The sequence below is a fragment of the Hydrogenimonas cancrithermarum genome, assembly GCF_030296055.1.
Taxonomy (GTDB): domain Bacteria; phylum Campylobacterota; class Campylobacteria; order Campylobacterales; family Hydrogenimonadaceae; genus Hydrogenimonas; species Hydrogenimonas cancrithermarum.
This window is the reverse complement of the sequence record NZ_AP027370.1, coordinates 1901884-1927342: the sequence shown is the minus strand read 5'-3', so window position 1 is coordinate 1927342 and position 25459 is coordinate 1901884. Positions and strand designations below refer to the sequence as shown.

Annotated in this window: 28 protein-coding genes; 17 read left to right on the top strand and 11 right to left on the bottom strand. The window is 50.2% G+C overall.

The genetic code is table 11. The features are described from left to right. The 3 genes from QUD54_RS09940 to QUD54_RS09930 are packed head-to-tail and all read left to right on the top strand — an operon-like array spanning position 1 to position 1823. The gene (locus QUD54_RS09940; RefSeq protein WP_286336579.1) at positions 1 to 510 is read left to right on the top strand and encodes a ferredoxin-type protein NapF; all 510 of its coding nucleotides are present in this window, start codon (positions 1 to 3) and stop codon (positions 508 to 510) included. A gap of 6 nt (positions 511 to 516) precedes the next feature. Beyond that, complete coding sequence (locus tag QUD54_RS09935; RefSeq protein ID WP_286336578.1) at positions 517 to 1473, top strand: WD40 repeat domain-containing protein; 957 nt, start codon at positions 517 to 519, stop codon at positions 1471 to 1473. Beyond that, complete coding sequence (locus tag QUD54_RS09930) at positions 1470 to 1823, top strand: chaperone NapD (protein WP_286336577.1); 354 nt, start codon at positions 1470 to 1472, stop codon at positions 1821 to 1823. The genes QUD54_RS09935 and QUD54_RS09930 overlap by 4 nt, the downstream gene beginning before the upstream one ends. A gap of 2 nt (positions 1824 to 1825) precedes the next feature. Here QUD54_RS09930 and QUD54_RS09925 read toward each other — a convergent pair whose 3' ends face one another. The 3 genes from QUD54_RS09925 to QUD54_RS09915 all read right to left on the bottom strand — a co-directional run bounded on the left by QUD54_RS09925 (position 1826) and on the right by QUD54_RS09915 (position 5743). After that, a complete protein-coding gene (locus tag QUD54_RS09925) occupies positions 1826 to 2380 on the bottom strand; it encodes a chalcone isomerase family protein (RefSeq protein ID WP_286336576.1) in 555 nt (184 codons plus the stop codon). Then, entirely contained in the window at positions 2377 to 4569 is a 2193-nt protein-coding gene (locus QUD54_RS09920; protein WP_286336575.1) for a putative bifunctional diguanylate cyclase/phosphodiesterase, read from the bottom strand. Before QUD54_RS09920 ends, QUD54_RS09925 begins: the two co-directional genes overlap by 4 nt. Positions 4570 to 4756: 187 nt before the next feature. After that, the gene (locus QUD54_RS09915) at positions 4757 to 5743 is read right to left on the bottom strand and encodes an NAD(P)-binding domain-containing protein (protein ID WP_286336574.1); all 987 of its coding nucleotides are present in this window, start codon (positions 5741 to 5743) and stop codon (positions 4757 to 4759) included. 156 nt (positions 5744 to 5899) lie between these two features. On the opposite strand from QUD54_RS09915, the gene QUD54_RS09910 reads away from it, so the two are divergent. After that, the gene (locus QUD54_RS09910) at positions 5900 to 7681 is read left to right on the top strand and encodes an oxygen-binding di-iron domain-containing protein (protein ID WP_286336573.1); all 1782 of its coding nucleotides are present in this window, start codon (positions 5900 to 5902) and stop codon (positions 7679 to 7681) included. A gap of 29 nt (positions 7682 to 7710) precedes the next feature. Here the strand turns inward: QUD54_RS09910 and QUD54_RS09905 are convergent, their stop codons facing one another. The 4 genes from QUD54_RS09905 to QUD54_RS09890 are packed head-to-tail and all read right to left on the bottom strand — an operon-like array spanning position 7711 to position 13057. Beyond that, complete coding sequence (locus QUD54_RS09905) at positions 7711 to 9924, bottom strand: endonuclease MutS2 (RefSeq protein WP_286336572.1); 2214 nt, start codon at positions 9922 to 9924, stop codon at positions 7711 to 7713. After that, positions 9924 to 11240, bottom strand: a complete 1317-nt coding sequence (murC, locus tag QUD54_RS09900) for a UDP-N-acetylmuramate--L-alanine ligase (protein ID WP_286336571.1) — start codon at positions 11238 to 11240, stop codon at positions 9924 to 9926. Before murC ends, QUD54_RS09905 begins: the two co-directional genes overlap by 1 nt. Before the next feature lie 59 nt (positions 11241 to 11299). Then, positions 11300 to 11887 (bottom strand): hypothetical protein, encoded by a 588-nt coding sequence (locus tag QUD54_RS09895; protein WP_286336570.1) that lies wholly within the window; start codon positions 11885 to 11887, stop codon positions 11300 to 11302. Between the two features lie 42 nt (positions 11888 to 11929). After that, the gene (locus QUD54_RS09890; protein ID WP_286336569.1) at positions 11930 to 13057 is read right to left on the bottom strand and encodes a succinyldiaminopimelate transaminase; all 1128 of its coding nucleotides are present in this window, start codon (positions 13055 to 13057) and stop codon (positions 11930 to 11932) included. A gap of 102 nt (positions 13058 to 13159) precedes the next feature. Here QUD54_RS09890 and trxC point away from each other — a divergent pair, with 102 nt between their 5' ends. From trxC to QUD54_RS09855, 7 genes are all read left to right on the top strand, one after another. Further along, positions 13160 to 13594: a thioredoxin TrxC gene (gene trxC, locus QUD54_RS09885; RefSeq protein WP_286336568.1), complete on the top strand. Its 435-nt coding sequence runs from the start codon at positions 13160 to 13162 to the stop codon at positions 13592 to 13594. Between the two features lie 3 nt (positions 13595 to 13597). Next, positions 13598 to 13822, top strand: a complete 225-nt coding sequence (locus QUD54_RS09880; protein WP_286336567.1) for a hypothetical protein — start codon at positions 13598 to 13600, stop codon at positions 13820 to 13822. Then, positions 13806 to 14480, top strand: coding sequence for a response regulator transcription factor (locus QUD54_RS09875; RefSeq protein ID WP_286336566.1), 675 nt, complete (start codon positions 13806 to 13808; stop codon positions 14478 to 14480). Before QUD54_RS09880 ends, QUD54_RS09875 begins: the two co-directional genes overlap by 17 nt. Then, a complete protein-coding gene (locus tag QUD54_RS09870; protein ID WP_286336565.1) occupies positions 14440 to 15636 on the top strand; it encodes a sensor histidine kinase in 1197 nt (398 codons plus the stop codon). The genes QUD54_RS09875 and QUD54_RS09870 overlap by 41 nt, the downstream gene beginning before the upstream one ends. Next, positions 15624 to 15962 carry a hypothetical protein gene (locus QUD54_RS09865; RefSeq protein ID WP_286336564.1) on the top strand — a complete coding sequence of 113 codons (339 nt, stop codon included), beginning with the start codon at positions 15624 to 15626 and terminating at the stop codon, positions 15960 to 15962. Before QUD54_RS09870 ends, QUD54_RS09865 begins: the two co-directional genes overlap by 13 nt. A 75-nt stretch (positions 15963 to 16037) precedes the next feature. Beyond that, positions 16038 to 16370: a cytochrome C gene (locus QUD54_RS09860; protein ID WP_286336563.1), complete on the top strand. Its 333-nt coding sequence runs from the start codon at positions 16038 to 16040 to the stop codon at positions 16368 to 16370. Between the two features lie 106 nt (positions 16371 to 16476). Further along, positions 16477 to 16776, top strand: coding sequence for a c-type cytochrome (locus QUD54_RS09855; RefSeq protein WP_286336562.1), 300 nt, complete (start codon positions 16477 to 16479; stop codon positions 16774 to 16776). A 74-nt stretch (positions 16777 to 16850) separates the two neighbouring features. On the opposite strand, the gene QUD54_RS09850 is transcribed toward QUD54_RS09855, so the two are convergent. Next, positions 16851 to 17750 carry an exodeoxyribonuclease X C-terminal domain-containing protein gene (locus QUD54_RS09850; RefSeq protein ID WP_286336561.1) on the bottom strand — a complete coding sequence of 300 codons (900 nt, stop codon included), beginning with the start codon at positions 17748 to 17750 and terminating at the stop codon, positions 16851 to 16853. Positions 17751 to 17850: 100 nt separating this feature from the next. On the opposite strand from QUD54_RS09850, the gene QUD54_RS09845 reads away from it, so the two are divergent. Further along, complete coding sequence (locus tag QUD54_RS09845) at positions 17851 to 18336, top strand: globin domain-containing protein (protein WP_286336560.1); 486 nt, start codon at positions 17851 to 17853, stop codon at positions 18334 to 18336. Here QUD54_RS09845 and QUD54_RS09840 read toward each other — a convergent pair. The 3 genes from QUD54_RS09840 to QUD54_RS09830 are packed head-to-tail and all read right to left on the bottom strand — an operon-like array spanning position 18326 to position 19312. Beyond that, positions 18326 to 18721, bottom strand: a complete 396-nt coding sequence (locus tag QUD54_RS09840) for a YchJ family protein (RefSeq protein ID WP_286336559.1) — start codon at positions 18719 to 18721, stop codon at positions 18326 to 18328. The genes QUD54_RS09845 and QUD54_RS09840 overlap by 11 nt on opposite strands. Then, the gene (locus QUD54_RS09835; protein ID WP_286336558.1) at positions 18711 to 19079 is read right to left on the bottom strand and encodes a hypothetical protein; all 369 of its coding nucleotides are present in this window, start codon (positions 19077 to 19079) and stop codon (positions 18711 to 18713) included. The genes QUD54_RS09840 and QUD54_RS09835 overlap by 11 nt, the downstream gene beginning before the upstream one ends. Next, entirely contained in the window at positions 19076 to 19312 is a 237-nt protein-coding gene (locus QUD54_RS09830; RefSeq protein ID WP_286336557.1) for a hypothetical protein, read from the bottom strand. Before QUD54_RS09830 ends, QUD54_RS09835 begins: the two co-directional genes overlap by 4 nt. A 43-nt stretch (positions 19313 to 19355) precedes the next feature. Between QUD54_RS09830 and QUD54_RS09825 the strand changes: the two genes are divergently transcribed. The 5 genes from QUD54_RS09825 (at position 19356) to QUD54_RS09805 (ending at position 25457) form a co-directional block, all read left to right on the top strand. Next, positions 19356 to 20261, top strand: coding sequence for an AEC family transporter (locus tag QUD54_RS09825; protein WP_286336556.1), 906 nt, complete (start codon positions 19356 to 19358; stop codon positions 20259 to 20261). A gap of 75 nt (positions 20262 to 20336) precedes the next feature. Next, entirely contained in the window at positions 20337 to 22223 is a 1887-nt protein-coding gene (locus tag QUD54_RS09820) for a PAS domain-containing sensor histidine kinase (RefSeq protein WP_286336555.1), read from the top strand. Continuing rightward, positions 22220 to 22903, top strand: a complete 684-nt coding sequence (locus QUD54_RS09815; RefSeq protein ID WP_286336554.1) for a response regulator transcription factor — start codon at positions 22220 to 22222, stop codon at positions 22901 to 22903. The genes QUD54_RS09820 and QUD54_RS09815 overlap by 4 nt, the downstream gene beginning before the upstream one ends. Before the next feature lie 143 nt (positions 22904 to 23046). Then, the gene (locus QUD54_RS09810; RefSeq protein ID WP_286336553.1) at positions 23047 to 25044 is read left to right on the top strand and encodes an EAL domain-containing protein; all 1998 of its coding nucleotides are present in this window, start codon (positions 23047 to 23049) and stop codon (positions 25042 to 25044) included. A gap of 92 nt (positions 25045 to 25136) precedes the next feature. After that, entirely contained in the window at positions 25137 to 25457 is a 321-nt protein-coding gene (locus QUD54_RS09805; protein WP_286336552.1) for a hypothetical protein, read from the top strand. Positions 25458 to 25459: the final 2 nt, after the last annotated feature.

Below are 25459 nucleotides of genomic sequence, written 5' to 3'. Positions count from 1 at the left end.
ATGACCGATCCAAAGAGACGGGGCGTTTTCGCCTCGCTCTCCTCGGCAATCAAAGGAAAAAAGGAGCGTGAACGACCAATCGTACGACCTCCTTATAACAATGATGCCAATCTTTTTCTCAAACTTTGTCCCGAGTGCATTGAAAAACCCTGTGCCAAAGTGTGCGAAGAAGATATCATTCATATACGCGATGACGGTACGCCGGAACTTTCGTTTCAAAAACGGGGATGTACCTTCTGCGATGCCTGTCTATCAGCTTGCGAAGCCAATGTTTTAAGCGATAAAACGGTAAACTATATCGATGCCAAAGTCGAGATCGATGTACTAAAATGTATCGCCTGGCACCAGGTGATGTGCAGCAGTTGCAAAGACCCATGCCTTGAGGATGCCATCGTCTTTCTTGGCCTTTTTAGGCCGGAAATCAATATGGAGAAATGTACAGCCTGCAGCTGGTGTCTATCTGTTTGCCCGACCGAAGCGATCGAAATCACATCCGTCAACCAAAGGTAAAAAGAGATGAAATATTTACTGCTTTTTTTCACGACCATTCTTCTTTCCGTTGCGGCACCCATTGTAAAACCACTTCACTCGATTGACGTCGAAGGTAACGTCATCGACATTTCGATCAACACTGCGAATCTTTATGTCGCTACCGATGCAGGAACCGTAGAGATTTATAATTGGAAAACGAGAAAACTTCTAAACAAAATATCATTCGATCCCATTCACGATTTCATGGGCGATCTAATGAAACCGAAAGTATTCGGAGTCGATGCCAACGCCGACGCCTCCAAACTTCTCATTCAGGTGCAGGCCGAAGAGGGAGCACGCGTTTTATATCTTTACGATCATGACAAACTGATGAAACTGATCGATGAAAAATCTCATATTCCCATGAGAGAAGTCCGTTTTGTCGACAACGACCACCTTCTCATCGCGACGATGGACAATGAACTGATGCTCTTTGAAATCAGCACCCAAAAAGTACTTTACCACAACAAACTGAGCCTTTCTGTCTTCTCCGATTTCCAACTCAACGAAGACCATTCACGGGTGGCAAGCAGCTGCGAATCCGGGATTGTCTACGTAACTGACGTAAAAAGTGGTAAAGTGCTCAAAACTCTGGAAGGGGGAAACAAGGACAATGTCTTCAAAGTCGATTTCAAGAATAACCGAATCCTCGCTTGCGGACAGGACAGGAAAGCGGTTCTTTATGATCTCAAAAACGATCGAATGATCATCTACCCAACAACATTCCTTGTCTATGCAGGTGCATTGAACCCTGATGCCTCACTCAGTGCATTCGGTTATAACGAAGATAACGATATCGGAATCTACGACAATGGCAGTAAAGCACTCAAACTTGTGCTCAAAGGTGCCCACTCAACACTCAACAACATCATTTTCATCGACAATAAAACGCTCATCAGTTCGAGCGACGACAACCACATCTTAATCTGGAGGATTCCATGAACATATCAAGCATTGTAGTACAGGTTCGGCAAGAGTATATCGACGAAGTTGTCGAAGCGCTTAAAGCCGCTGATTTTTGCGACTACCATTTTCACGACAAATCGATCGGCAAGATCATCGTTACCGTCGAAGGTGAAGGTGTAAGCGAAGAGATCGCGAAAGTCAAGCAGATTCAGGCCGTACCGCACGTCATCACTGCCGATATGATGATGGCCTACAGTGAAGAGGAGCTGGAAGAGGAGCGTTCGAAACTGGAGATGGGGCCGAATGTGCCGGAAATGCTCAACGACGACTCCATCCGTGCCGAGGATATCGTCTACCACGGTGACCTGAAGAAAAAAGATATCTGAGGCTATTTTCCAAGCAGATTCTCTTTCAACCTTTTTTGCGCCGGCTTATCCCCAAGCCATATCGCGAAAAGTGCCCTTTTGAAGTCGTCTCCTTCGATCGTTTCGACCTCTTTTCCGTTTTTTACGATCAGGAGGCCGGAACCGGGACGATAAAAGAGTTCGAACACATCCCCTTTCTCTATTCTGTCGGCAAACGACTCGACGAATTTTGCGATACGGGACTTCAGTGGCGCAAGATCTCCTCCTGTCGCTTTTTCGAATCCCTCCATGATCCCTTTTCTCATCGTCTTGTCCGATATAAAAGAGGAGACGATAACCAGCCGCAGCAGCTGTGGCTCCTTCGCTTCCAAAATTTTCTGTGCGTCACGCTCCTTTTTGGGAAGATAGAGCCCCACGGCATACAGATCGATCCAGAACTTTTCTCTAACACCCGATCCGTTGAGTTTCAGAGGTATTCCATCTGCAACGATTTCGTTTTCAAATACCGTATCGCCGGCTGTAGCGGCAGAGAGTCCGAAAGAGAGGACCATTATCGCTATCACTACTCTCCTGATCATGTTTCTCCTTTCAACATTTTGGCAAACCGGTCCGCATCGAGCGGTTTACTGAAAAGATATCCCTGATAAAACATATTTCGATCCATCTCCTCCAGTTTTTTACGTTGTGCTTCGCTCTCGACACCCTCTGCGATAACCCGGTAGTCGAACTGCTTGGCGATGTCGAGAATCGCCCGGACCAGTGCAACATCGTCTTCATCGCTCAAAATATCGTGAATAAACGACTTGTCGATTTTGATCGATTCGAATTTGAAACGTTTGAGGTAAGATAGCGATGAGTAACCCGTTCCGAAATCATCGATCAAAAATCCGATCCCCTCGCGATTGAAACGGCTGATTATCTTCTGGGTCTGTTCACTTTCATCCATCAACACACTTTCGGTAATCTCGAATTTGATACACTTTGGATCGATACCGCTATCGCGAATCGCCGCCATCGTTTCATCGAAGAAACTGCCGTGGGCAAGTTGCTTCGAGCTGAGATTGATGCTGACATAACGGATCGGGAGCCGCCCCTTTTCACTCCACTCTCCGATCTTACGACATGCCTCTTTTATCACCCATCGCCCTATTTGGTGGATCAGTTTCGACTCTTCCGCGACCGGAATGAAATCGGCAGGAGAGATCATCTTTCCGGAGGAGTGGTGCCATCTCAACAGCGTTTCGGCTCCATAGATCTCCTCTGTCCGAATATCGACTATCGGCTGAAAAAAGAGCTTCAACTCGTTACGGTCGATAGCGTGGCGCAGATCATGCTCCATTCTAATGGCTGTCTTGATCTTTTCATCCATCTCTACTTCATAAAAACTCGTCACCCCTCGCCCCATTTTTTTTGCATGATACATCGCGATATCCGCACAACGCAACACCTCGTCGAGTGTTTCGCGACTGCCACCAATCATCACAGCTCCGATACTCGTCGAGATAAAGAGCTGATGGCCATCGATTTCATAGGGCTGTGCCAGCTCTTTATGAATCTTTTTCGCAACCTGGCTGGTATGGTCGATGCTTCGGTTCAAGTCCGAAGAGATCATCGGCAAAAAGATGATGAACTCGTCGCCGCCGAGACGGCAAACCGTATCGCCTCTTCTGAAAATCTCCTTCAATCTCGCAGCAGTCTCCTTCAGAAGCTCGTCGCCTATTTTGTGGCCATAGGTATCGTTGACATGTTTGAAACGGTCAAGATCGAGAAAAAGAAGCGCGGAAAAAGAGCCTTTCCGCTCCGCCTGCGCTACTTGCAGCGTGTACCGGTCTCCCAGCAGCTTACGATTCGGAAGCGAGGTAAGGGCATCGTGAAAAGCGAGAAACTCGGCTTTTTCGAGCGCTTTATGTTCGTTGGTCTTGTCCTCGATAACCGCGATGGCTCCAAGAATTCTCTCCGAAGGATCGATCAGCGGTGCGACCACCGCACTGACCCAAATCTCTCTATGGCTCATCATGCTTTTATAGGGGCCGTCATATCGCAACGTTCTCTTTCCATCGATGACCTGTCGAAGGATTTTCAATGAATTTCTGTCTTCGAGCGTATTCAGGTCCAACCCGACAATCTTCTCTTTTTCGACTTTCAACAACTGTGAAAATGCTTGATTGCAATCGACTATCCTGAAATTCCTGTCGTAATAGAAGATACCCGTCGGCGTCTGATCCAAAATCATGTTGAGCCGCCCCTGAATCTCGTCGAGTTCCCCATGCTGACGAATCCCCTTTTCGAGGATTTTACTGAGCTGCCGAGTGCTTACCATAAAAATCACCATGAATACAAGTGTCATAACGAAAAGAATGAAATGCGCTTTGTCCGCACACATAAGGAAACGCAAGGCCAATGGCGACAATACCATCAGGATGTAGGTATCGGCGATTCTTCGGTCGATTCCGAGCGTAATAGCCCCTCCACCGGCCATTCCTGCGATGATCAGAGCCAGGAGCAGTTCATACTCGAAATGGCCTTCAGGATAGAATACAAATGCGGCAAACGACCAAAGACCCGCCATCATCACCGCTTCGATCCGGAATCGCTGATAACGCGCTTCCAGCGATTTATCACCGTATCTACATCCTTTAAAAGCATTGTATATCCGTTCGAGTGCAAGAAAAAGCACAAGAGCATACCAGATCCCTATCAGCAGATGATCGACGAAAGACCAAAGAAGCATCAGCAAACTTGTCGCGATCACGATCGATGCACTCATCGTTAGAGGAACCTTCGAACAGAGCGTGATCAAAACCTGTTCCCTAAGAAATTGATGAAGTATATCCGAGTCGGATGGAATCGTCTTTATATTTTTAAGGAGGGACCTGAAAAAATCTCTCATTTATCTCCTGTTGTATTTTCTGACATTACACACCATACGCCACCGAATAATGCATAGTGCGAATCTATTTTACAATAGATTGTTTACATCCTTCACACACTTTCATGTGTTCCATAATGTGTTGTGCTATGGCATAGCCATGGTTAAGCCCCAACGCAATCGAACCGCCGGATTCCTGTGTTATGTCACCCGCGACATAGAGGCCCGGCACATCCGTCATATAATTTTCGTCATGGACCGGTTTTCCCTCTTCGATACGGATGCCCGACCCCTGTAGAAAAGCGCTCGGTGTCGTACCGCCAATAGCATAGACGATGCGGTCGAACGTTTCGGCCTCACGCTCGGAAAAAAGTACACGGACTTTGCCATTATCCTCTTCCAACCCTTCAATATTGACACCTAGATAGGGACGTACTTCGCCGTGTGCAATCGCATTGGCGATCGCGGTCTGATTGGTCGGGTTCGCTCTTCTGAACGTCTCTCTACGGTAACAGATCGTCACGCTGTTCTTTTCCGCCAGGTCCACGGCATACTCCACCGCCGAATCGCCGCCCCCCACCACAAGAACCTTTTCACCTTCACTGCACTCATCGAGGGTGTAGTTGACCCTTTTTCTGATAGAAGGAGGAATTTTGTAATCGGGCTTGTTCGGTTTTCCCATCCGTCCGATCGTCACTACCACATAGCGTGCCTTGATGCTCCCGCCGGGAATCATCACGTCGAAATGGCCCTCTTTTTTGAGAATCTTCTGCACCTCGGTATGGGTGCGGAGTTCTACGGAGTGGTAGGCGATAATCTCGTCGAAAAAATCGAGCGTACTCTCTTTCGTTCCATCCATAAAGTAGATGTTGCCGTCGAGTTCGACCTTCTGGCCTTTCCAATCTTTGTCGACCCGTTTATTCTCTTTGTAATATTTCCGGATCGTCGCGTTGTGGTTTTCATCTTTCTCCAGCACGACAATATCGCGGATACCGAGTATATAGCTCTCGACTGCCGTGGCGATTCCGGCAGGGCCGGCTCCGACAATCACAAGGTTATGTATTTTTTCCATGGAAATCCTTGAAACGGTTATCGACTGACGCTGCACATTATACGACACGCTGTAGGCATCGTGCGCAAAATCCAGTGATTGAATAAAGTTTACGACGATTTTTCTTTTATATCGCTAAGGTGTTCATGAAACCATTTATGCTATCCTATCTCTATCATGAAAGTTTCACCATCCATTTCCCCATTCAACCATGAAAATGACCTTACTGGACCGATCGAAATCTCGCCACAAATCTGGTGGGTCGGCCATCTTCTTGAAAACGACCCCTTTCAGTGCCATGTCTATTTGATCGAAAACGGAGATCGAAGTATTCTGATCGATCCCGGTTCGAAATTGACATGGCCCCACAGTAGAGAAAAGATTCGCCGTATCCTCCCGCTCGAACATATCAAATACATCGTCTGTCAGCATCCCGACCCCGACATAACATCGGGCATCGAAGACCTGCTTGCGGAGATAGGAACGGAGGGTCGGCAGCTTGTCACCCATTGGCGCAGTGCCGAACTTTTGGAGCACTACGACTGGGGGCTCGATTTTTACGAAGTGCAGGCCGAAAACTGGGAACTTGTCGCAGGTGATCGCCGCATAAAATTCATCTTCACCCCCTACATGCACTTCCCCGGCGCTATCTGTACCTACGATGTCCAGACAGAGATTCTCTTTTCAAGCGATATTTTCGGCGCCGTCACCGAAAATTTCTCACTCTTCGCCACAGACGAAAAATCCTATTTCCAAGCGATGATCCCATTTCACACCCACTATATGCCGGCGACGGAAATCGTCAACCACGGTCTGGACAATATTGAAAAATATCCACTCTCCCTCATTGCACCGCAGCACGGATCGATTATAAAAAAAGCGTTCATTCCCTTCCTCATCAAAGAGCTCAGGAACCTCAAGTGCGGTATCTACCTGGAGTATGGCGGAACCCGCAAGATCGAACTCATCTCCAAAATCAACGCCATCATGCCGGAGGTTTTCGAAGCGGCGGCATTTTTCGACAGTTTTCACAGGGACACGCAGCACATTTTGAAGATCATGCAAAAAGTTTTCCCCATATCGCGTATCCTTGCACTTGTGCTTATCGACAACAGTTACTTTATAAAACTCGACTCGGACAACGATACCGTCGTTCCCTGCAATCGGCGGAAAGAGGACATTCTCAATAAGTTTTCCGAAACTTTCTACAAGCAGAAGAGGTTGGTCATGGGAAGCGAGATCATTGAGTGTATCCGCTTCGACACACCCAAAAAGCTCTACCTTTTCCCGATTCGAAACTACAAAAAGAAGGTGACGGGCATCGGAATGTTCGCACTCGACCCGGCGTTCGAAACATCCGAGGAGATTCTCAATATGTTGAGAAAATTCGAAATCGCCGTCGATGTCATCGCGAAACGCGAGGTTGAAGTCTATCGGCTCGAAAACGAAAAGAAAAAGGTCTATACGATGGCCATCACCGACCAATTGACTGGCCTCTACAACCGCTACTATCTCGAAGAGACAGGTGAAGCGGAACTCGCCAGAGCGAAGCGCCACGCTTACCCCGTCGCCGTTTTATACCTCGATATCGACTATTTTAAAAAAATCAACGATCGGTATGGCCACGATATCGGAGACAGAATCCTCAAACATTTCGCGACTCTCATCTCGGGACATCTCAGAAAAGGCGATCTCGCATTTCGGCTTGGAGGTGAAGAGTTCATGGTTCTCATGCCATACACAAACCGGTCGGATGCATTGAAAATCGCGAAACGCCTCCAGGCGATCGTAAAAGAAAGAGGGGTCATCGATACGGCGGAAGGAGAGGTCTCCTTTACGTTCAGCGGCGGCGTGACCGATACCGACGAATGCGGGTACGACCTTCAGACCATGTTGAAAAGAGCGGATGAAAAACTCTATGCAGCCAAGGCCGCCGGCCGCAACCGGATCGTCGCCTAAAAGGGTGAGGCGTTCCGCCGGGACCGCCATTACAACTCGATAACCGTCGCTCCGAAACCTCCCATATGCTGAGGGGCGTCGTGAAAGCCCTTCACACTCGGATGCTCTTTGAGAAAACTCCTCACGGCATGCGCCAGCCGTCCGGTTCCGATCCCATGGTAGACCAGCACCTCGTCAAACCCCGCCAACAGCGCATCGGAAAGAAACTTGTCGAGCCGCTCGATCGCCTCTTCGGCCCGCAGTCCATGTAGATCGAGCTTGACCCCCGCACTTGCCTGTGAACGCTCCAGGGAGACCGTTGCCTGCTTCTTTTTCGGGGCTTTTGGCGGGTTTCCGGAGCGTTTCAGCTCGCTTAGCGGCACCCGCAGTTTCATCCCGTCGATCTCGATCGTCGCCTCCTTGGCTTTGAGCGCGATGATTGTGCCGCGATTCTTTCGATATTTCACTTGGTCACCTACAGCGAAGGTCTCGATCCGCTTTGGGGCTTCGATTTTCGCTTTCTGCACCGTTTTGTGTGCCCGGTTCAATTGGCGGTGGATCGCCTTTTCATCTTTTTGCTTCAGCGCTTCACGCGCCTGTTTCGTCGCTTCGCGGTAGATCGCTTCGAGCTCGCGTTTTTTTGCGTACAGTTCGCTCTCCAGCGTATCGTTGAGTTCTTTGTAGCGTGCTTTCTCGCGTTCAAGTGCCTCGATTTCGCGCTCGAGCTGCTCGCGTTTTTCGCGAAGCTCTTTTTCGAGCGTGCTGGAGCGCTCGATCAACTCGTTGAGCCTCTCCTTGTCCTCCCCGTACTCGATGCGCGCTTTGGCGACGATATTTTTTGGCACGCCGTAGCGTTCGGCCGTTTCGAAAGCGTAACTCTTGCCGATGATCCCCTGCAAGAAAGTGTAGGTCGGCCTCTGATTCTTTTCATCATAAACCGCCGCCACGAGCTCCACCCGGTCATCTCCCGCCATCATCGCCGCAAGCCGCTTGTGGTGGGTCGTGATGACGATCTTGACCTTCCGTTTGACAAGCTCCTCGATCATCACTTTAAAAAGGCTCGCCGCCTCGTCGCTGTCGGTACCCAGTTCGATCTCGTCAACCCCGACCAGCACACCCTGCTGCGAAAAGAGGCGTGAGAACTGACGCATCCGCCCGGCAAACGTGGAGATGTCGTTTTTGACATTCTGCGGATCTTCGATGATCGCCTCGATCGTCTTGAAACTGCCGATTTTGCTCTTTTTGGCATCACACTTCATCGGCAGAAGGTATTTGGCCAGCCATGCTGATGCCAGAATCGATTTAAGCAGCATCGTCTTGCCGCCGGCGTTGACCCCTGTGATCATCAGCACATCTTTTGAAAAATCGATCGTCACCGGCTTGGGATGGGCCAACGCGGGGTGAGCGAAGTCAGCCAGCTTTATCGCATCGCCGTTGCCCGGAAGCACGAACGACAGATCGCCCAGCCGCGCCATCTGCATCCGTGCCTGATAGTGGTCGAACCGATCGAACGCCTTGTCGATGAAGCGCCAGAACTTCAACCATCCAGCCATCGTCTGGCTCGTTTTTCTTGCGATTTCGTAATAGACTTCCTCCAGACGGCTGACAATCCCCGACTCCTTCTCTTTGAGCTTGCTTATCGCTTCGGGCAGGACATAGAAAAAGCCGGCTGTCGTACGGCCGATGACGGTCCCTTTCATCACATGGTTGAAGCCGCCGCGCACCAGAAGTGCCTCTTCATCGTTGACATAGTGAATCTGCCGATCGACCAGATACGGCCCGAGCTTGGAGCTGTTCAGCATTCTCGAGAGGGTTTGCCGGATCGCTTCGCGGTTCTGCTTCATCGACGCTTTGAGCGACGCGAGCCGTTCGTCGACACTGTCGGCGAGCTGCCCTTTTTCGTCAAACATCCGGTCGATCTCTACGATCGCTTCGGGAACATCGATCTCTCCAAGCCATGCACCGAGCTCGTTTTCGATGCGAATATTTTTGAGATAGCGGAAATATCGGACGACCTTGACGGCTTCGAAAATTTCATCCAGGCCCAAAACCCCCTGTTTGCCAAGGCGCATCCAGAGCTCGTCCAGATTTTTTACCTTCGGCGGCGCTTTGAACTCCACATCCTCGAGCGCACGGATAAACCTGAAGTGCAGTGCTCTGTCCCCCTCGATAAAAAGCGGTTTCGGCCGGGCGAGCAATCCCTCGAACTTCTCGATATAGCCTGTCAGATCGAGTTGTTTGACGATCTTCAACCCCTCATCCATCACTTCAACCCCCGGATCTGGTAGGTGATGTCGCCGGCTCCGAAAGCGACGATCAGATCGCGGTCGAACCGCCTGATCGTCTGTCCGTGTGCATCGACGATTTTCACAGCGCCCCCCTCTTTCGTCACACCTTCCGCCATCGTCAGTTCATAGCCTGAAAAAGCGCCCTTCAAGTCGATCGGAACCTCCACTTCGCCTGCCGCCCAGATAGGCAAAATCACCAATTCGTCGGCCCCCGAAAAGCAGTCGACAAAGCCCTGAAGATTGTCCATCGTGCGGCTGTATTTGTGCGGCTGCCAGATAGCACGGATCTTTTTGAATCCCCGCATGGCAGCGTAGTGTCGAAGCGCATCCATCGTCGCTTTGATCTCGGTCGGGTGGTGGCCGTAATCGTCGATCACGACGCACTCATCGCGATTTTCGATGATATCGAAGCGTTTTTTGATCCCTTTGTAGTTACGAAGATTTTCACGAATCGCCTGGGGGCTCTGCCCCTCATGGAGTGCAGCCAGTATCGCCAATGCCGCATCGAGCGCGATATGCTCTCCGATTCCGAATACGTCGAAAAGCCCCAGATCTTTCAATCTGAAACGGGTATGCGGTTCATCTCCAATCAGAACATATTCGATATCGCGAATGTCACGGCTCGGATAGAGTTTGACGCTCTCCATCGAAAGCCCGGACAAAAAAGGGTCCTCGGCATTGATGACACGCACTTTGGCCAGCGAAAGAAACTTCTCATACGCACCGTAGAAACGATCGAGATCGTACTCGTAGTACTCCATATGCTCCGGTTCGACATTGGTGAGGAGCGCCATGTAAGGGTTGCAGTTGAGAAAACTGGCATCGCTCTCGTCCGCTTCGAAAACCACTTCGTCGTTGGAAGCGGTACGGACATTGGAGTGGAAAGCTTTGGAGATGGCGCCGATGATGGCGTTGCTCTGAGGCAAAAGCTCGGCCAGCATCGCCGACGTCGTGCTCTTTCCGTGCGCCCCGCCGACGGCATAGACTTTTTTATCTTTCAGAATGAACTTCAGCGCCTCTTTGCGTGCATAAAGAGGAATTCCCAGCGCTTTTGCGCGAAGATACTCGGGATTGTTCTTTCGTACCGCCGCGGAGTGGATCACCATATCCGCCCCATCCACCGCATCGCCATGGTGGGGTATCGTAATCTTGGCGCCAAACTTGAGTGCCAACTCGTCGGTAATCTCGCTCTGGCGGATATCCGATCCGCTGATGGTGTGCCCCTCGCCCGCCATGAACTTCGCCAGTGCCGAAATCCCGATACCGCCAATACCGATGAAATGAATCTTCACCCTTCGCCCCGCTCACGAGATCGGAAACCTGTCGAAAAAAACTTCCTATTTCTCACTTCTCACTTCTCACTTTTAAGCGTTTCCAGCTCTTTTAGCGCGCTTTCGAGCGCTTCGGCCTTCTCTTTCATGAACCCTTCGACGGAGGGCTTGAAGTTGGTCAGGAAAAAGCCGTAGGTCTCGCTGTCGTTGGGATTCTCCACATCGACCAGTTCGTCGATGAAATCGTCGAACTTCATCTGCGACGCCGCAGCGGCGATGTGCGGCATCATTGCTTTGCTCAGCGTCTCGTCATTGGCTGTATGGTGCAGAATCAAAAAAATCTCTTTGGCCCCTTTGAAGTCGTTGTCACTGTAACGCTCGATGCCGTGCTCATAGATGCCTCGCATCGTGTAGAGATCACGCTGATCGTTGATGTCGAAAAACTGCTCTTTGGTCAGCTTGTCGGCCAGGCGGTCGAAAACCGTCTGTAAAATCTCGGTATAGATGCGGTCCAGCCGCTCTGCCGAGAGGTCGAGCATCACCGCCGTATCGAGCACTTCGTACATGCCGACGATATCCTTGGCCTTTACGGCCGCCTCCTCTTTCTGTCCCAGCTCCAGCATGAACTGAGGATTGTTTTTCAAATCTTCGAATTCGTTCGATTGCATACTTTCTCCTTTTTTATTCAACTGACGTCACGCACCACAAAATCAGCACGCTTCCAGGCACGCTTTCACCCGCTTGACCGCTTCCAGCGTTCGTTCGGCGTTTTCGACCAACGCGATGCGTACGAACCCCTGGCCGATCCCTTCGCGCCCGAGGAAGCTTCCGGGAAGAACTTTGACGTTGTAGCGCTCGTAGAGACGCTTCGTAAACTCCAATTCGTCACCCACTTCGAGCCAGATGTAAAACGTCGCTTCCGGTATTTTTATCCCCAGCACTTCACGGGCGATCTCGAAATTTTCTTTGTACTTTTCACGAAACGCGATGACATGCTCGTTATCGCTCCACGCAGCGGCGGCAGCCATCTGCAGCGGCAGTGGCGAAGCGCAGCCGACGTAGGTACGGTAACGCATATATTCGCGTAAAATCCGATCGTCCCCGGCGATGAAGCCGCTGCGCAGCCCCGGTGCACTGGAGCGCTTGGAGACGGAGTTGATGACCAACACGTTTTTGAAGGCCGGGTTGTCCGCCTCGATCGACGCCTGCAGCAGCGACGGCGGCGGGACATGGGTATAGATTTCGCTGTAACACTCGTCGTTGAGCAGAACGAAATCATATTCGAGTGCCAGTTTCACCCACTCGGCCATCGTCTGAAGATCCATGACCGAAGCGGTCGGGTTGTTCGGAAAATTCAGAATGACCAGATCGCAGCCGGCAAGCTCCGTTTCATCGATGCGCGGCAGAAAGTCGTTCTCTTTCGTCAGGTGCAGGTGTAACACCTTCGCACCCGAGGCGATCGCCGCCCCTTCGTAAATCTGGTAGAAGGGATTGGTGTAGGCCATCATCGGTTCGTCGATATCGGAGAGAAGGAACTGCGGGAAGTTGAAAAGCAACTCGCGCGTCCCGAACGTCGGGATGATCTGCGAGTCGTCCAGCTCGATATGAAAACGGCGTTTGACAAATCCGCGCATCGCCTCCCGAAGGTCCGGTTCCCCGGAAGTTTTGGGGTACTTTTTCAAAAGCGGCGCGTTTTGGCAAAGCGCTTCGGTGATGAACGCCGGAGTATCGAACTGCGGCTCTCCGATCGTCAATGCGATCGGATCGTACCGGGCATCCGGTACGATGTTTTCGAGCAATACGTTCAGTTTTTCAAACGGATAGGTTTCAAATTGCAAAAATTATCCCTTTTTTGGTACCTATTGTACAAAAAGGCTCCAAAAATTGAGGTAAAATAGGTGTAAATGGAATTCAATGAATGTCATAAAGGAGGATTCGATATGTCCACTATACACATAGTCTGTCCACATTGTCACAAAGTCAACCGCATTCCGCTGAAAGATCACTACACCAAAGCCAACTGCGGCCACTGCAAACAGTCCCTACTCGATACCCACCCGGTGGAACTGACGCCCGAAACGTTCCCAACCCATATACAAAAGAGCGACATTCCGGTCGTCGTCGACTTCTGGGCGCCGTGGTGTGGGCCGTGCCGTATGATGGCACCGGCTTACGAAGAGGCGGCGGCACAGTTTCCGCTCAAGGCGCAGTTCGCGAAGGTCAACACCGAACAGTACCAGCAGCTCGCCGCCCCCTTCGGCATCCGTGGCATTCCGACAATCATCGTCTTCAAACACGGGCAGGAAGTCGACCGTGTCAGCGGTGCGCTGCCGGCTCAGCAGATCGCACAGCTCGTTGCACGCCACATTGGATAAGCGATGAAGCGGTTCGCGGGAATCTCTCTGCTCGCCTTTTCGCTGGCATTCGCCATCGACTACAGCGACCGCAGCACGCAGGAGCTGCTGGCAGCGCTCAAAACGGGAGGCGATAACCTACCGGTCATTCTGCATGAGCTCAAAAAGCGCGAAGTGACGATGTCGCCACAGGAGAAAAAGCGTTACGAAGAGATTTTGAAAAAGTTAAAGCATGGGTCAAAAAAGTAAAATATTTCTTCTGGAGGACGACACGAACCTCTCCGAAACGATCACCGATTTTCTGGAAGATGAAGGATTCGAGGTCGAAACGGCCTACGACGGCGAGGAGGCGGAGGAGAGGCTTTACGAAAAGCGCTACGACCTGCTGCTGCTGGATGTCAACGTCCCGGGAACAAGCGGCTTCGAACTGCTCAAAGAGGCCAGGGAGCGGGGTATCGACACCCCTGCCATCTTCATCACATCGCTCAACGCCATTGAAAACCTCGAAGAGGGGTACGAAAGCGGTGCCGACGACTACATCCGCAAACCCTTTGCGCTCAAAGAGCTGCTGCTTCGCGTCACGACGCTTCTGAAGCGCAACTTTTCACACAAGGAGAGTCCACGCATCGAGATCGCGCCGAACATAGAGTACGACTCTATCGGCAACACACTCTACATCGACAACGAACCGACCGCCCTTCAGCCCAAGGAACTTACACTGCTCAAACTCTTTTTGAGCCATCCGAACGAAGTTCTCCCCCACGAAACCATCTACGAGTATCTGTGGAGCTACGAGGAGACGCCAAGCGAATCGGCGCTGCGTACTTACATCAAAAAATTGCGAAAAGCGATAGGAAAAGATAAAATTGTCAGCATCAAACGCTACGGCTACAAGTATCTCCCATAGCGAACGGCGCACACTGCTGCGCTTTTTGGGGCTCTACGCCTTTTTGGCACTGCTCATTCTGATTCTTGGCAGCACGATCTACTACACACTCCAAAAAGACCTGATGCTGCAGACCAAACGCCTCGAACTGGAGGAGCACTCCAAAGAGCTGATCGATGGGCTGAAACTGCTTCACATCTATTTCGACCGCTACCGCACCTATCCAAGAAATCCTCTCTACCGCTCCGCAATCTACGATGCCGACAAAGTACGGATCTTTTCGACACTCAAGCATCCCGAAAGCGTGCAACTCGATAAAGTGATCTACACCACCGGCCATGTCATCCACTACATTCATGTCCTCGACTCCTACTATCTCGGAGCCAAATATGTCGTCGTCGAAATCGACGACGACGGCGAATGGTTCCTCCAAACATGGAAGAACCTCCTCCTTTACGGAGGTGCAATGCTGACACTCTTTTTGCTTGCGGGTCTCGCGTTGGTACGTCTCTTTCTCGCCCCCATGCGCAATGCCATCCGACTGCTCGATCATTTTATCAAAGACACGACACATGAACTCAACACCCCCGTCAACGCCATTTTGAGCAATATAGAGATGATCGACACACAAAACCTCGAGCCGAAGCTGAGAAAAAAGATCAAACGTATCGAAATCGCCGCACGAACCATCAGCAACATCTACCAGGACCTTACCTATCTCGTTCTCAATCACAAAATCGCCTCGCAGAACCGTGAGGTCGATCTGAGCCGGCTGGTACAGGAGCGGGCCGATTACTTCAAAATTCTGGCCGAATCGAAAAAAATAGAGATCGAAACCGATATCCAGCCCGGCGTCAAACTCTGGATCGATGAGGGAAAAATGGCCCGGCTCATCGACAATCTGCTCTCCAATGCCATCAAATACAATCGCAGAGGCGGTGAGATCTTTGTGCGGCTCAGGCCTGGCGAACTGCTGGTGCAGGATACCGGCAGCGGAATGGACGAAAAACAGATCAAAGAGGTCTTCAAGCGCTACAAACGGTTCGATACAAGTGCCGGCGGCTTCGGTATCGGCCTCAATATCGTCGCGATGATCGCGAAAGAGTATGGATTGCACATCGACATCCATTCGAAAAAAGGAAAAGGCTCGGAGGTATTCATACAATGGAACGGTTAAGTGTCACTTTTTTACTCTTGCTGAGCTTGCTGAACGCCGAAAATGTAAACATCTATGAACGAAACTGTGTAGCCTGTCACAAGCGGTTGACGGTCTCACTCGATAAGTTTTTCTTCAATTACCTCCTCAAACACAGCAGCGAACGGCGCGTCAAGGAGGCACTCTACGATTTCATCAAAAATCCTACGAAGAAAAAAGTGCTTGCTTCAGAAGAACTTATAAAACAGTATGGACTGATGCCCAAAACAGCGCTAAGTGATACAGATTTACGCAAAGCGATCGACACCTACTGGGAAACCTATAAAGTATTTGGGAAAATAAAATAGTTTGTGCTAAAATCGTTTTCACGATTACTCCACGATTGTACTTTACAATGTGGGTAACAAATTTAGGAGGTATACATGAAAAAGCTACTTACAATGGTCGCAGCGGGATTCGTTGCTATGAGTCTGATGGCGACATCGGCATCTGCAGACGCTGCCAAAGGACAGAAGATCTACAGCAAAAAGGTGAAAAACCTGTGCGGATTCAACGGTGCAAAATTCGCTGCGAAACACTCTCAGGACGAGTGGGAAGAGCTCTATGAAGAGGGAAAATTCGCCGAAGAGATGGGAAAACTCTGCCCGAAAGGTGCAAAAATTTTCACGAGCGGCAAATTCAAAAAATACTTGAAAGATCTTTACGATTTCGCATATGAGTATGCAAACGACAGCGGCAATGTACCGGCCTGCTAATTTCGGATTGTAACATTCATTAAAAAAAAGCTTGATTTTCATCAAGCTTTGGTGACGACAATTCGCTATAATACGAACATATCAAAAATTCCAAAAGGAGATTATTATGAAAAAAGTAACACTCGCATTGATGCTCGCCGGAGCGGCAAGCCTGGTCATGGCTGATGGAGCGGCTCTGTTCAAAAAATGTGCCGGATGCCACGGTGCCAAAGGTGAAAAGAAAGCGCTCGGGAAATCTGCCGTTATCGGTGGAATGGACGTTGCGACGCTCGAAGCAGATATCAAAGGCTACAAAGCGGGCACGCTCAACAAGCACGGGATGGGTATGCTGATGAAAGGTCAGGTCGCATCTATGAGCGATGCTGACATCAAAGCGGTCGCAGAGTACATCCACGGCCTGAAGTAAGTTATACTTCTTCAAGTTTTGAAGGTCGGGCGCCTGTTTTGGCGTTCCGGCCTTTTTTTATGGAAAATTTTCAGCTATCCGACGACGCGCCGAATAGCCTTTTTCATCCCTTCCGACAATTTATCCATATTCTCGAGACTCCATCTGAGATATCCGATGTCGTGCTGAGCGATCTCCTCGACGCTCTGCCCTTTATATTTGCCGAACGGGAAGAGCCACACCGCCTCTTCCTCCGCCGCCTCCAGCGCCTTTTCAAGTGTCTGCCGCCAATCTTCGTCGAGCCCCTCTTCGCCCTCTTTATCCATCAGCATCCACTCCAGATAGCCCGGATCTTTCCTGGCCACCTCGACAATCTCCTCGCCTTTGTATTTGCCGAATCTGAACGTTTTGTAGATGATCGGCTTTGCCGTCAGTTCGATCAGCTTTTCGGGCGAATGGTCAATCAGAAGGTAATCGAGCAGCAGCTTCAGCACCAGCACATCGCCAAGCGCATCGTGGGCCTGGATCTTCAGGCCGATCGACTTCGCCTCTTTCGTTTCGCTTCTGTAAAGACCGAAGGCGTAACGTACATACTGCAGGCCGTGCGCCTCGAGATCGGGATGCAGATGCCGCAGGCAGCGCAGCGTGTCGATCAGCCTCATCTTCGATGAAAACCCCTCTTTTTGCAGCATCGCAAGATCGAAAGATGCATTCTGAATCACCAGAATATTTTCCGGGTTATTGAGCGCTTCGAGCCGTCTGTAGCTTTCCGTCTCGATGCATGGCGGCTTTTTCTCTACCATCTCGTTCGTGATGTGGTGCACGGCCATCGCACCGTAGGAGATCGGAAGCGGAGGCTTGCACAAATCTTCGTGTACCTCTTCGATCATTGTACCCACCAATTGCGGTAGGGCCACGATATAGGCAAGCTGACAGATCCGGTCCCTCTCTTCGGCGCCGGTCGTTTCGGTATCGAGTATTACAAATTTCATCATCCACCACTTTCGTTTGAAAATCTGATCTGAATTTATCGAAAAAGAGTTTGCAGTATGGTAAAGTTACCGAAAATTTATTGACTGACGTTATTGAGGAGCCATGATGAATCTCGTCATTACCCCTTACGATCCAAACGACATCCCGAACGAGGAGGAGATCCCCCTTCCAGATCCGCGTTTTTATGAAGCGGTCGGCGGCGAAGAGGGGTTCAGAAAACTCATCGATGATTTTTACGACCGTATTGTCGAGAGCGACATCGCCTTCTTTTTCCCACAAGAAGAAGAGGAGATCGAAAAGATCAAAACCCACAACGGAAAATATTTTGCCGAAATCTCCGGCGGGCCGAAACGCTACAGTGAAGCGTTGGGCCATGTCGACCAGATCAAGATGCACAAACCCTTCAGTATCAACGAAAAGCACCGCGACGAATGGCTCGGCACCTGGCGCGAAGTACTCGAAGAGCATGCCAAAGCAATCGATCCGGCACTGGTCGAATCCTATTTTCGCTTTTTGGATCAATACTCCAAACTTCTGGTCAACCGTCCCAGAAATGCGCGTGCATTCGAAGATTTGGCTAAAGCGTAACCGTTTCGGAACCCTCCTCGTCGTAATACCATCGGCCTTTTCGCTTGACAAAGGCCGAAATCTCATGGAGGATATATTCTTCATCCTCCTCTTTGAACCACGCTCTGAACTCCACAATGCCTTTTTTGTCGAGCACCCCACCCCGCTTCGTTTGCACGATTTCGAGCCTGAAAAATTCCGCTTTTTCCATCCATGACGCGATCGAGTCGCGGTTATCCGCATGCAGTGCGGTCTGCACGATGTAGTCGGCTCTTTTCAAAGCGTAGGCGGCGTATCTCGACCGCATCAGCGCTTCGGCCGTCGGGGCATGGGCCTTCCCTTCGACAAACTTTCCACAGCACTCCTCATAACCCAGGCCCGAACCGCAGGGACATTCAATCTGCATGAATCGTTCCCGTCCGCAGATCGATACGCAGCGACTCCGGCGCCTTCAGAAAGTAGTAGATAAGATAGAGAATCAGTCCGATACCCGCGACAGAGAGCCACAGCAGTGCCGCCCCGACACTGAACTCTCTTCGGCTGACGATCAGCGTTCCGTTTTTCATATCTTCTATTTTGTAGTGGTTCTGGGTGAAGAGATCGATGACACGCATCATCTTTTCGCGTTCCAGCAGTTTCTCGTCACTCACCACCTTCACGAGATAGTTCTGCAGTTTGATAATGTTCTCTTCCCGCAGCCGTTTCTCGTAAACCAGTACGACGACGCCGGCAGCGGCGGCGACAAGTAGAAAAAGAAGGGTCAATCGGCCTTCTTTTCTATCACTTCATTGATGACGATACCACGGATCTTCCGTGCCTGGTAGTCGAGTTTGTGGAAAAGTTCATAGACCTTTTCGGCATCGAGCATCACTTTGGCCCGGAAATCGTAAAGCCCTGTGCTTGCATCGTGAGGAATATGTTCATCCAGAAATCTGTAAAATTCGTCACGCCGCTCCTCATAGGAGCGCAACTCTTTCATAATGGCGTCTTTCTCCATACCGTCCTCCGTTTTTTATCTCGATTATACTATACTTTCACCCATGATTTCCCTACTGATTTCAATCCTCGGTATCTACTTTTTCGTAGCATTGGGTGCCTACGCCAAATGGCACTTCAAAGAAGAGCTACACGATCGTTCACTCATTCTCGTTTCGGTCTATATTCTGCAACCTTTCCTCACCTTCTGGGGGCTTACGGCCCGGCCGCTCGAACCCGGCATCTTCGAAGCACCGATTTGGTATCTCGCCATCGTTCTCGGTTTTTTCCTTCTGATGACTCCATTCGGCCGCCACCTTTTCCCCGACAGAAAAAAACGGGCCATCTTTCTCGTCGCCTCTTTGGTGGGCAACACCGCCAACCTCGGCATTCCGCTCGGTATCGCGATCTTTGGCGAAGCGAGTGTACCTTATACGACAATGATCAACCTCGCCAACGTCCTTTTTGTCAACACGATTGGTGTCTACATCTACTCTTCGGGCCGCTTCAGTCCAAAAGAGTCGCTGATGAACGTCATAAAAATGCCGATTTTATGGAGTGCATTGGCGGCCCTGCTGGTCAACCTCATCGGATGGCAGATTCCCGATGCCATCGAAGAGAACCTCAAACTCGGAGCGTATGCCTCCATCGTCATCCAGCTGCTGCTCTTTGGCATCTATCTCTCACAGGTGCGCATCGAACATATCGACTGGCTGCTGGTCAAGACGGTCGGATCCATCAAGTTTTTCCTGCTGCCGGGTGCGGCGTGGCTGCTTCTGCAGGCCCTTTCGATGGAACCTTTCGTCAAATCGGTGCTTCTGATGGAACTTATCACTCCGCTGGCCATCGCCAATGTCAACTTCGCCGCACTCTTTCACTGCCGTCCAAAAGATGCGGCGGCATTGGTTTTTGTCAGCTCCCTCTTCTTTCTGCTCTATTTCGCGATCCTGTGGCCAATGATTCACGAATGAGTTCTCTACTGCCGCTCCCGAGACCGTGAAACCAAATTAATGGAAAATTTATCTGTTTGCACCTATAGTAAAAAAATGGAGATTATCGATTACGAAGACCTGGTGGAAAACAGCGACGACATCATCTGGCAGACAGATGCGAAAGGCCGCATCACCTACATCAACAGAGCCATCGAGACAGAACTCGGATACAGACGCGACGAGATTATCGGGACCACGGTCCCTCCGCATATTCCGGAAGAGGAGAAAGGGAGATACGAAAAAATCTCCTATCTTTTGAGAGAGGTCTCCCCGCGCAGTTTCGAGGGTCTCGTTCACTCTGTACGCCACAAGGATGGCCGAACCTTTCTCTTCGAAATCAAAGGCAAACCCTTTTTCGACAGCAATGGCACATTTCTCGGATACCGGGGAATCAGCCGGAAGGTTCCCGACAGCACGTCGGCAGAAAAGAGACTGAGTGACCGCATTCTCGGTGAGCACATCATTTTCGAATCGATTATCAACACACTTCCGATCCGTATTTTCTGGAAAGACAGAAACTTCCGCTATCTCGGCGCCAACCGCCTCTTTTTACAGGATCTCGGAATCGAAACACTCGACGAAATTCTGGGAAAAGAGGATTTCACGCTTTTGAAATCCGAAACCGCGGAGATCTGCCGCCGGGGAGATCTGGAAATCCTCCATACGGGCAGAGATATGTACGGCGAAGAGGAGGTGATCTACACCCATACGGGAAAGAAGATGTGGGTTTCACTCTACAAAACTCCCCTCCAGGACCATTCTGGAAATATTTTCGGTATTCTCGGAGCCTACATCGATATCACGAAACTCAAAACACAGGAGATTCAACTCAAAGAGAATGCCTACCGGCTCAAAGAGGCGCAGCAGATGGCGAAAATCGGCTATTGGGACTTCAACCTCAGGGACAAAAGCATCTCGTGGTCGGAAGAGACCTATCGTATTTTCGGATATACGCCCATGGAGCAACCCATTTCGTTCGAAACCTTTTTTCAGCATATCGTTCCCGAAGACCGGGAGAGGCTGCTCCAGGCACTGGAGCGAGCCACCGAAAATCGCGATTCCGAATTCAACATCGTCTACACGATTCGCAAAAAAGACGGTACCGAAGCCATACTCCACTCCTCCGCGCATCTCATATACGATTTCCAACAGCGGCCTCACTGGATGAAAGGGGTGGTCCAGGACATTACCCAGTCTCATCGATTGCAAAAAGAGAATGAAGCGAAACAGGCCCTTTTGATGCACCAGACACGTCTGGCGCAGATGGGACGGCTCCTGAACAATATCGCCCACCAGTGGAAACAACCGTTGGCCGAGCTCAATGCCCTGTTGCTGGATATGGACACCGACTACCATCACGGCACACTGGACGAAAAACGGTTCAACTGGTACTTCGAACAGTTCGAAAAAGTGACCGGTTTCATGGGCGACACCATCGAAACTTTTCACGAATATACGACACCATCCAAAGAACTCACCCTGATCGAACCGGCGGAAGCACTCGACGAGGCACTCGCTTTACTGCGCTCACGCATCGAAGAGGTAGGGGCGAAAGTGGAGATAAGACACCGTACCTGTGTCAAAACCGTCGGCACGAAACAGGACATGGTCCATCTGTTCCTCGTACTGCTCAACAATGCACTCGACGCACTCGACGCACGGCAAACCAAAAATCCGCAAATCGAGATTTTCATCAAAACGTACAGGAGTGAAAAAGAGAGCCGATGTGAAATTTCGATCTGCGACAATGCCGGGGGTATCACCCCCGAAGTCGCCAAACAGATGTTCGACCCCTACTTCACGACGAAGTTCAAAGAAAAGGGCCGGGGCATCGGTCTTTACATGGCGAAGATGATCGTCGAAAACCGTATGCAGGGGACATTGAAACTTGCCGATGCCGAAAAAAGCCTGTTCAAAATCATTCTGAAAGGTATTGTGTGATTCGAAAAAGAGCCTATACCGTCTTGTACGCGGAAGACGAAGAGACCATCAGGAACGCCTATCTCCATTTCCTCTCGCACTATTTCGAAACCGTCATTGGAGCACGCGACGGCGAAGAGGCGCTGGAACTCTACCGCAAATACAAGCCCGACCTCGTCATCGCGGATATCGTCATGCCGAAACTCGATGGACTCTCACTGATCGAAACGATCCGCCGTCACGACGACACGACCCGTTCTATTCTTCTCACGGCCTACAGCGACCAGGCGCAGCTTCTCAAGGCGACGGAACTCAATATCACGAAATACCTGATCAAGCCGGTGCGGAAACAGGCGTTGAAAGAGGCGATCGACCGGGCGGTTTCTCAGCTCGACAGACTCAAGAGCGCTATCTTGAAACTTACAGGCGAGTACACGTTTCACAAAGAGAGAGAAGCGTTGATGTACAAAGGAGAGCCCCTGCCACTGAGCAAAAACGAGCAACTCTTCATTTCGATCCTGGCCTCCGAACCGGTCCATTTTCTCTCCGTCTCGAAGGTGAGCGAACTCTTCTATATCAAGTATGACAGAGATTTGAGCGAAAACGCCGTCAAATCGCTCATCAAGCGTCTGAAAAAGAAACTTCCCGACGAACTGATCGAGAATCGTTTCGGCCTGGGCTATCGACTATTACGCCCATAAAAATCGACGGTATAACGACCACCACTTCTCGTAAATTCCACATTCTTGACACTTTTTTGACACTTTTCATCCACTATAATCGCTATGCAAAGAGATCCTACAATTTATACTCTGACTTTTTAATTACAATAGAGCCGTTAACGATGAAGAGAGTTCAGTTGGTAAAAAAACACTATGAAACATTGACACACAAATTGAGAAAACTTCACAAACACAATCCGCTGATGCACAACTATCATCTGAAATTCAGTGAAGATGCCATCCTGGCGGAAATAGAGAAATTCATAAAAACGTTCGAAACGGATCCCCTGAGTGTGGAGAAAGCAGCCGACAGGCTGAGCGAAACGTTCATAGAACACGATATCCCCTTCGCCATTTTGTCGGACGATCTGGATATCATCAAAGATACGCTCATCTCCGCCGTCGAACACGAGAGGATCGAAGAGTTCAACGACTACTTCAAAGCGTTGAGAAACGATATCGCCTTCCGTTTTCTCATCGTTGCCGCCAGGCGTCACGAACCGATCGTTACAGGAAACTACAGAGAAAAGATTCTCTACAAGATACACGCCGAATGGCAGGAACAGCTTCGAAAAGCGATCATTGGAAACGATATGGGCGAATTTCCTATCCACGGCAGCTCGACATGCCCTTTCACGGCCGCTCTGAACTATCCCGAGTCGAAGATGATATGCAACGAACTCAATATCTGCGAATATCTTCGTACGACACATACCAAACTGCATGAGTTGGCCGCAACGTTCGCCTATCTTCTCACGCAGAAACACTACAAATCGGCCTATATCCTCTATAACGAAATCAGGGAGTACAGCGAACGCCTGATGAACCTCATCGGCGTTCTCTACTTCAATGCCCAGCTCGACCGGACCCAAACATTCAAAAACTATCTTCACCGCACCATTCCGGAACTCGAAACCTCCTATATCGCCGTTTTCGATATCCACAGTATGAAGCAGATCAACACGTTCTACAACCCGAAAGTAGGAGACATGGTCATCGAAACGGTAGAACAATCCCTCAAAGCCGTCTATCAGGAGAACCAGCCATTCATGATCTACACACGGGGTGTCGGCGGAGACTACTACCTCTTTTTCGAAGGATGTCCCCTGGACGAGGTCAAACAGATGATGCAGGCATTCGAGGAAGACCTTCGAAAAAGAGTCGAAAACCGCCCTTCGCTCCCAGTTTTCAGCGTCAAGCAGGGGCTCATCGCCATCAACTCCCCTTTCACACTCGAAAAAGAGGAGATACGGACCATTTTCATCTATCTCAAAGAGCGGCTCAAAAGTGCCGAATCACCACTCTTTCTGACCTCCGAATCGGATCAGAAAAAGATGCTGCACTGGATCAACAACCACTACAAACATATCACCCATCTCAAAAAGATGCTCGACTTGAAAAACGTGGAGATTTTTCTCCAGCCGATCTCACGCATCTACAATCCCGACAACATCCACGCTTTCGAGGTGCTCGCACGCATCAAAGAGAAAGATGGGTACATCCCCGCCGGTGCCTTCATCGACCTTCTGATCGACATGAAACTCATTCCCCGTCTCGACCACCTCATTCTCGACCGTATCATCCATTACAAAGATTTGATCCACCTCTTTGCGACCAAACTCTTCATCAACGTCTCCGCCCATACACTGCTCGAAAACGACTATGTCGAGAAACTTATCAAGGCGATCAGGGGGCCGTTGATCGGGACGGAGATCATCATCGAACTGACGGAGCAGGTCCTCCTGGAAAACCTCGGGCTGATCGTGAGACTGCACAAAGAGCATGGGCTCATCTTCGCGATCGACGATTTCGGAACCGGATACAGTTCGCTTCAAACGGTCATCAAACTTGCGGAAGAGGGCATCATCCAGTACCTGAAATTCGACGGCTCCCTCACGCAATCGATGGAAGATTCGGAGTCGACACGGCGTATTATCCACATCGCATCGAAAATGAGCCACTCTCTGGGACTCGAATCGATCATCGAATGTGTCGAAACCGAGAAACAGCGAAGAGAGCTGGAGGAGTTCGGCATCGAATATGCGCAGGGATATTTTATCGGCCGGCCCCAGAGTGTCGAAGCGTGGCATTTGATCAGAAAGGAGAGAGGCTACCTGTAACGCCGGGGAGAACGTAAAGTCGGTACATTTGGTTCTCCCTGGCGTGAAAGCGGCTGGACATATGCTACAATCGGCTAAAAAGAGGTAGATTTATGGAACACAAAATCGAAGAGGAGAAGATCCTCACCATCGTCCACAACATCGCGGAAGATTTCCGCTACAGCGGTGAGTACGAAAAATATGCACAGCTTTTTTATGCCGTGGATGCGACAAAAACGATCAACGACACCGCATACGAAGATATGATGGAGTACTTGGAAACTTCACTCCGGGAGCTTCAAAAAGACCTGGCATGGCGCGAAACTTTTCTTAGCGAAAATCCGCAGATCGAGGAGCGGCGCCTGACCGAGACGATGCAGACGATCGAGCAGGAGTATCTGACGCTGCTCGAGTATCTGAAAAAGCTCGCTTGAAA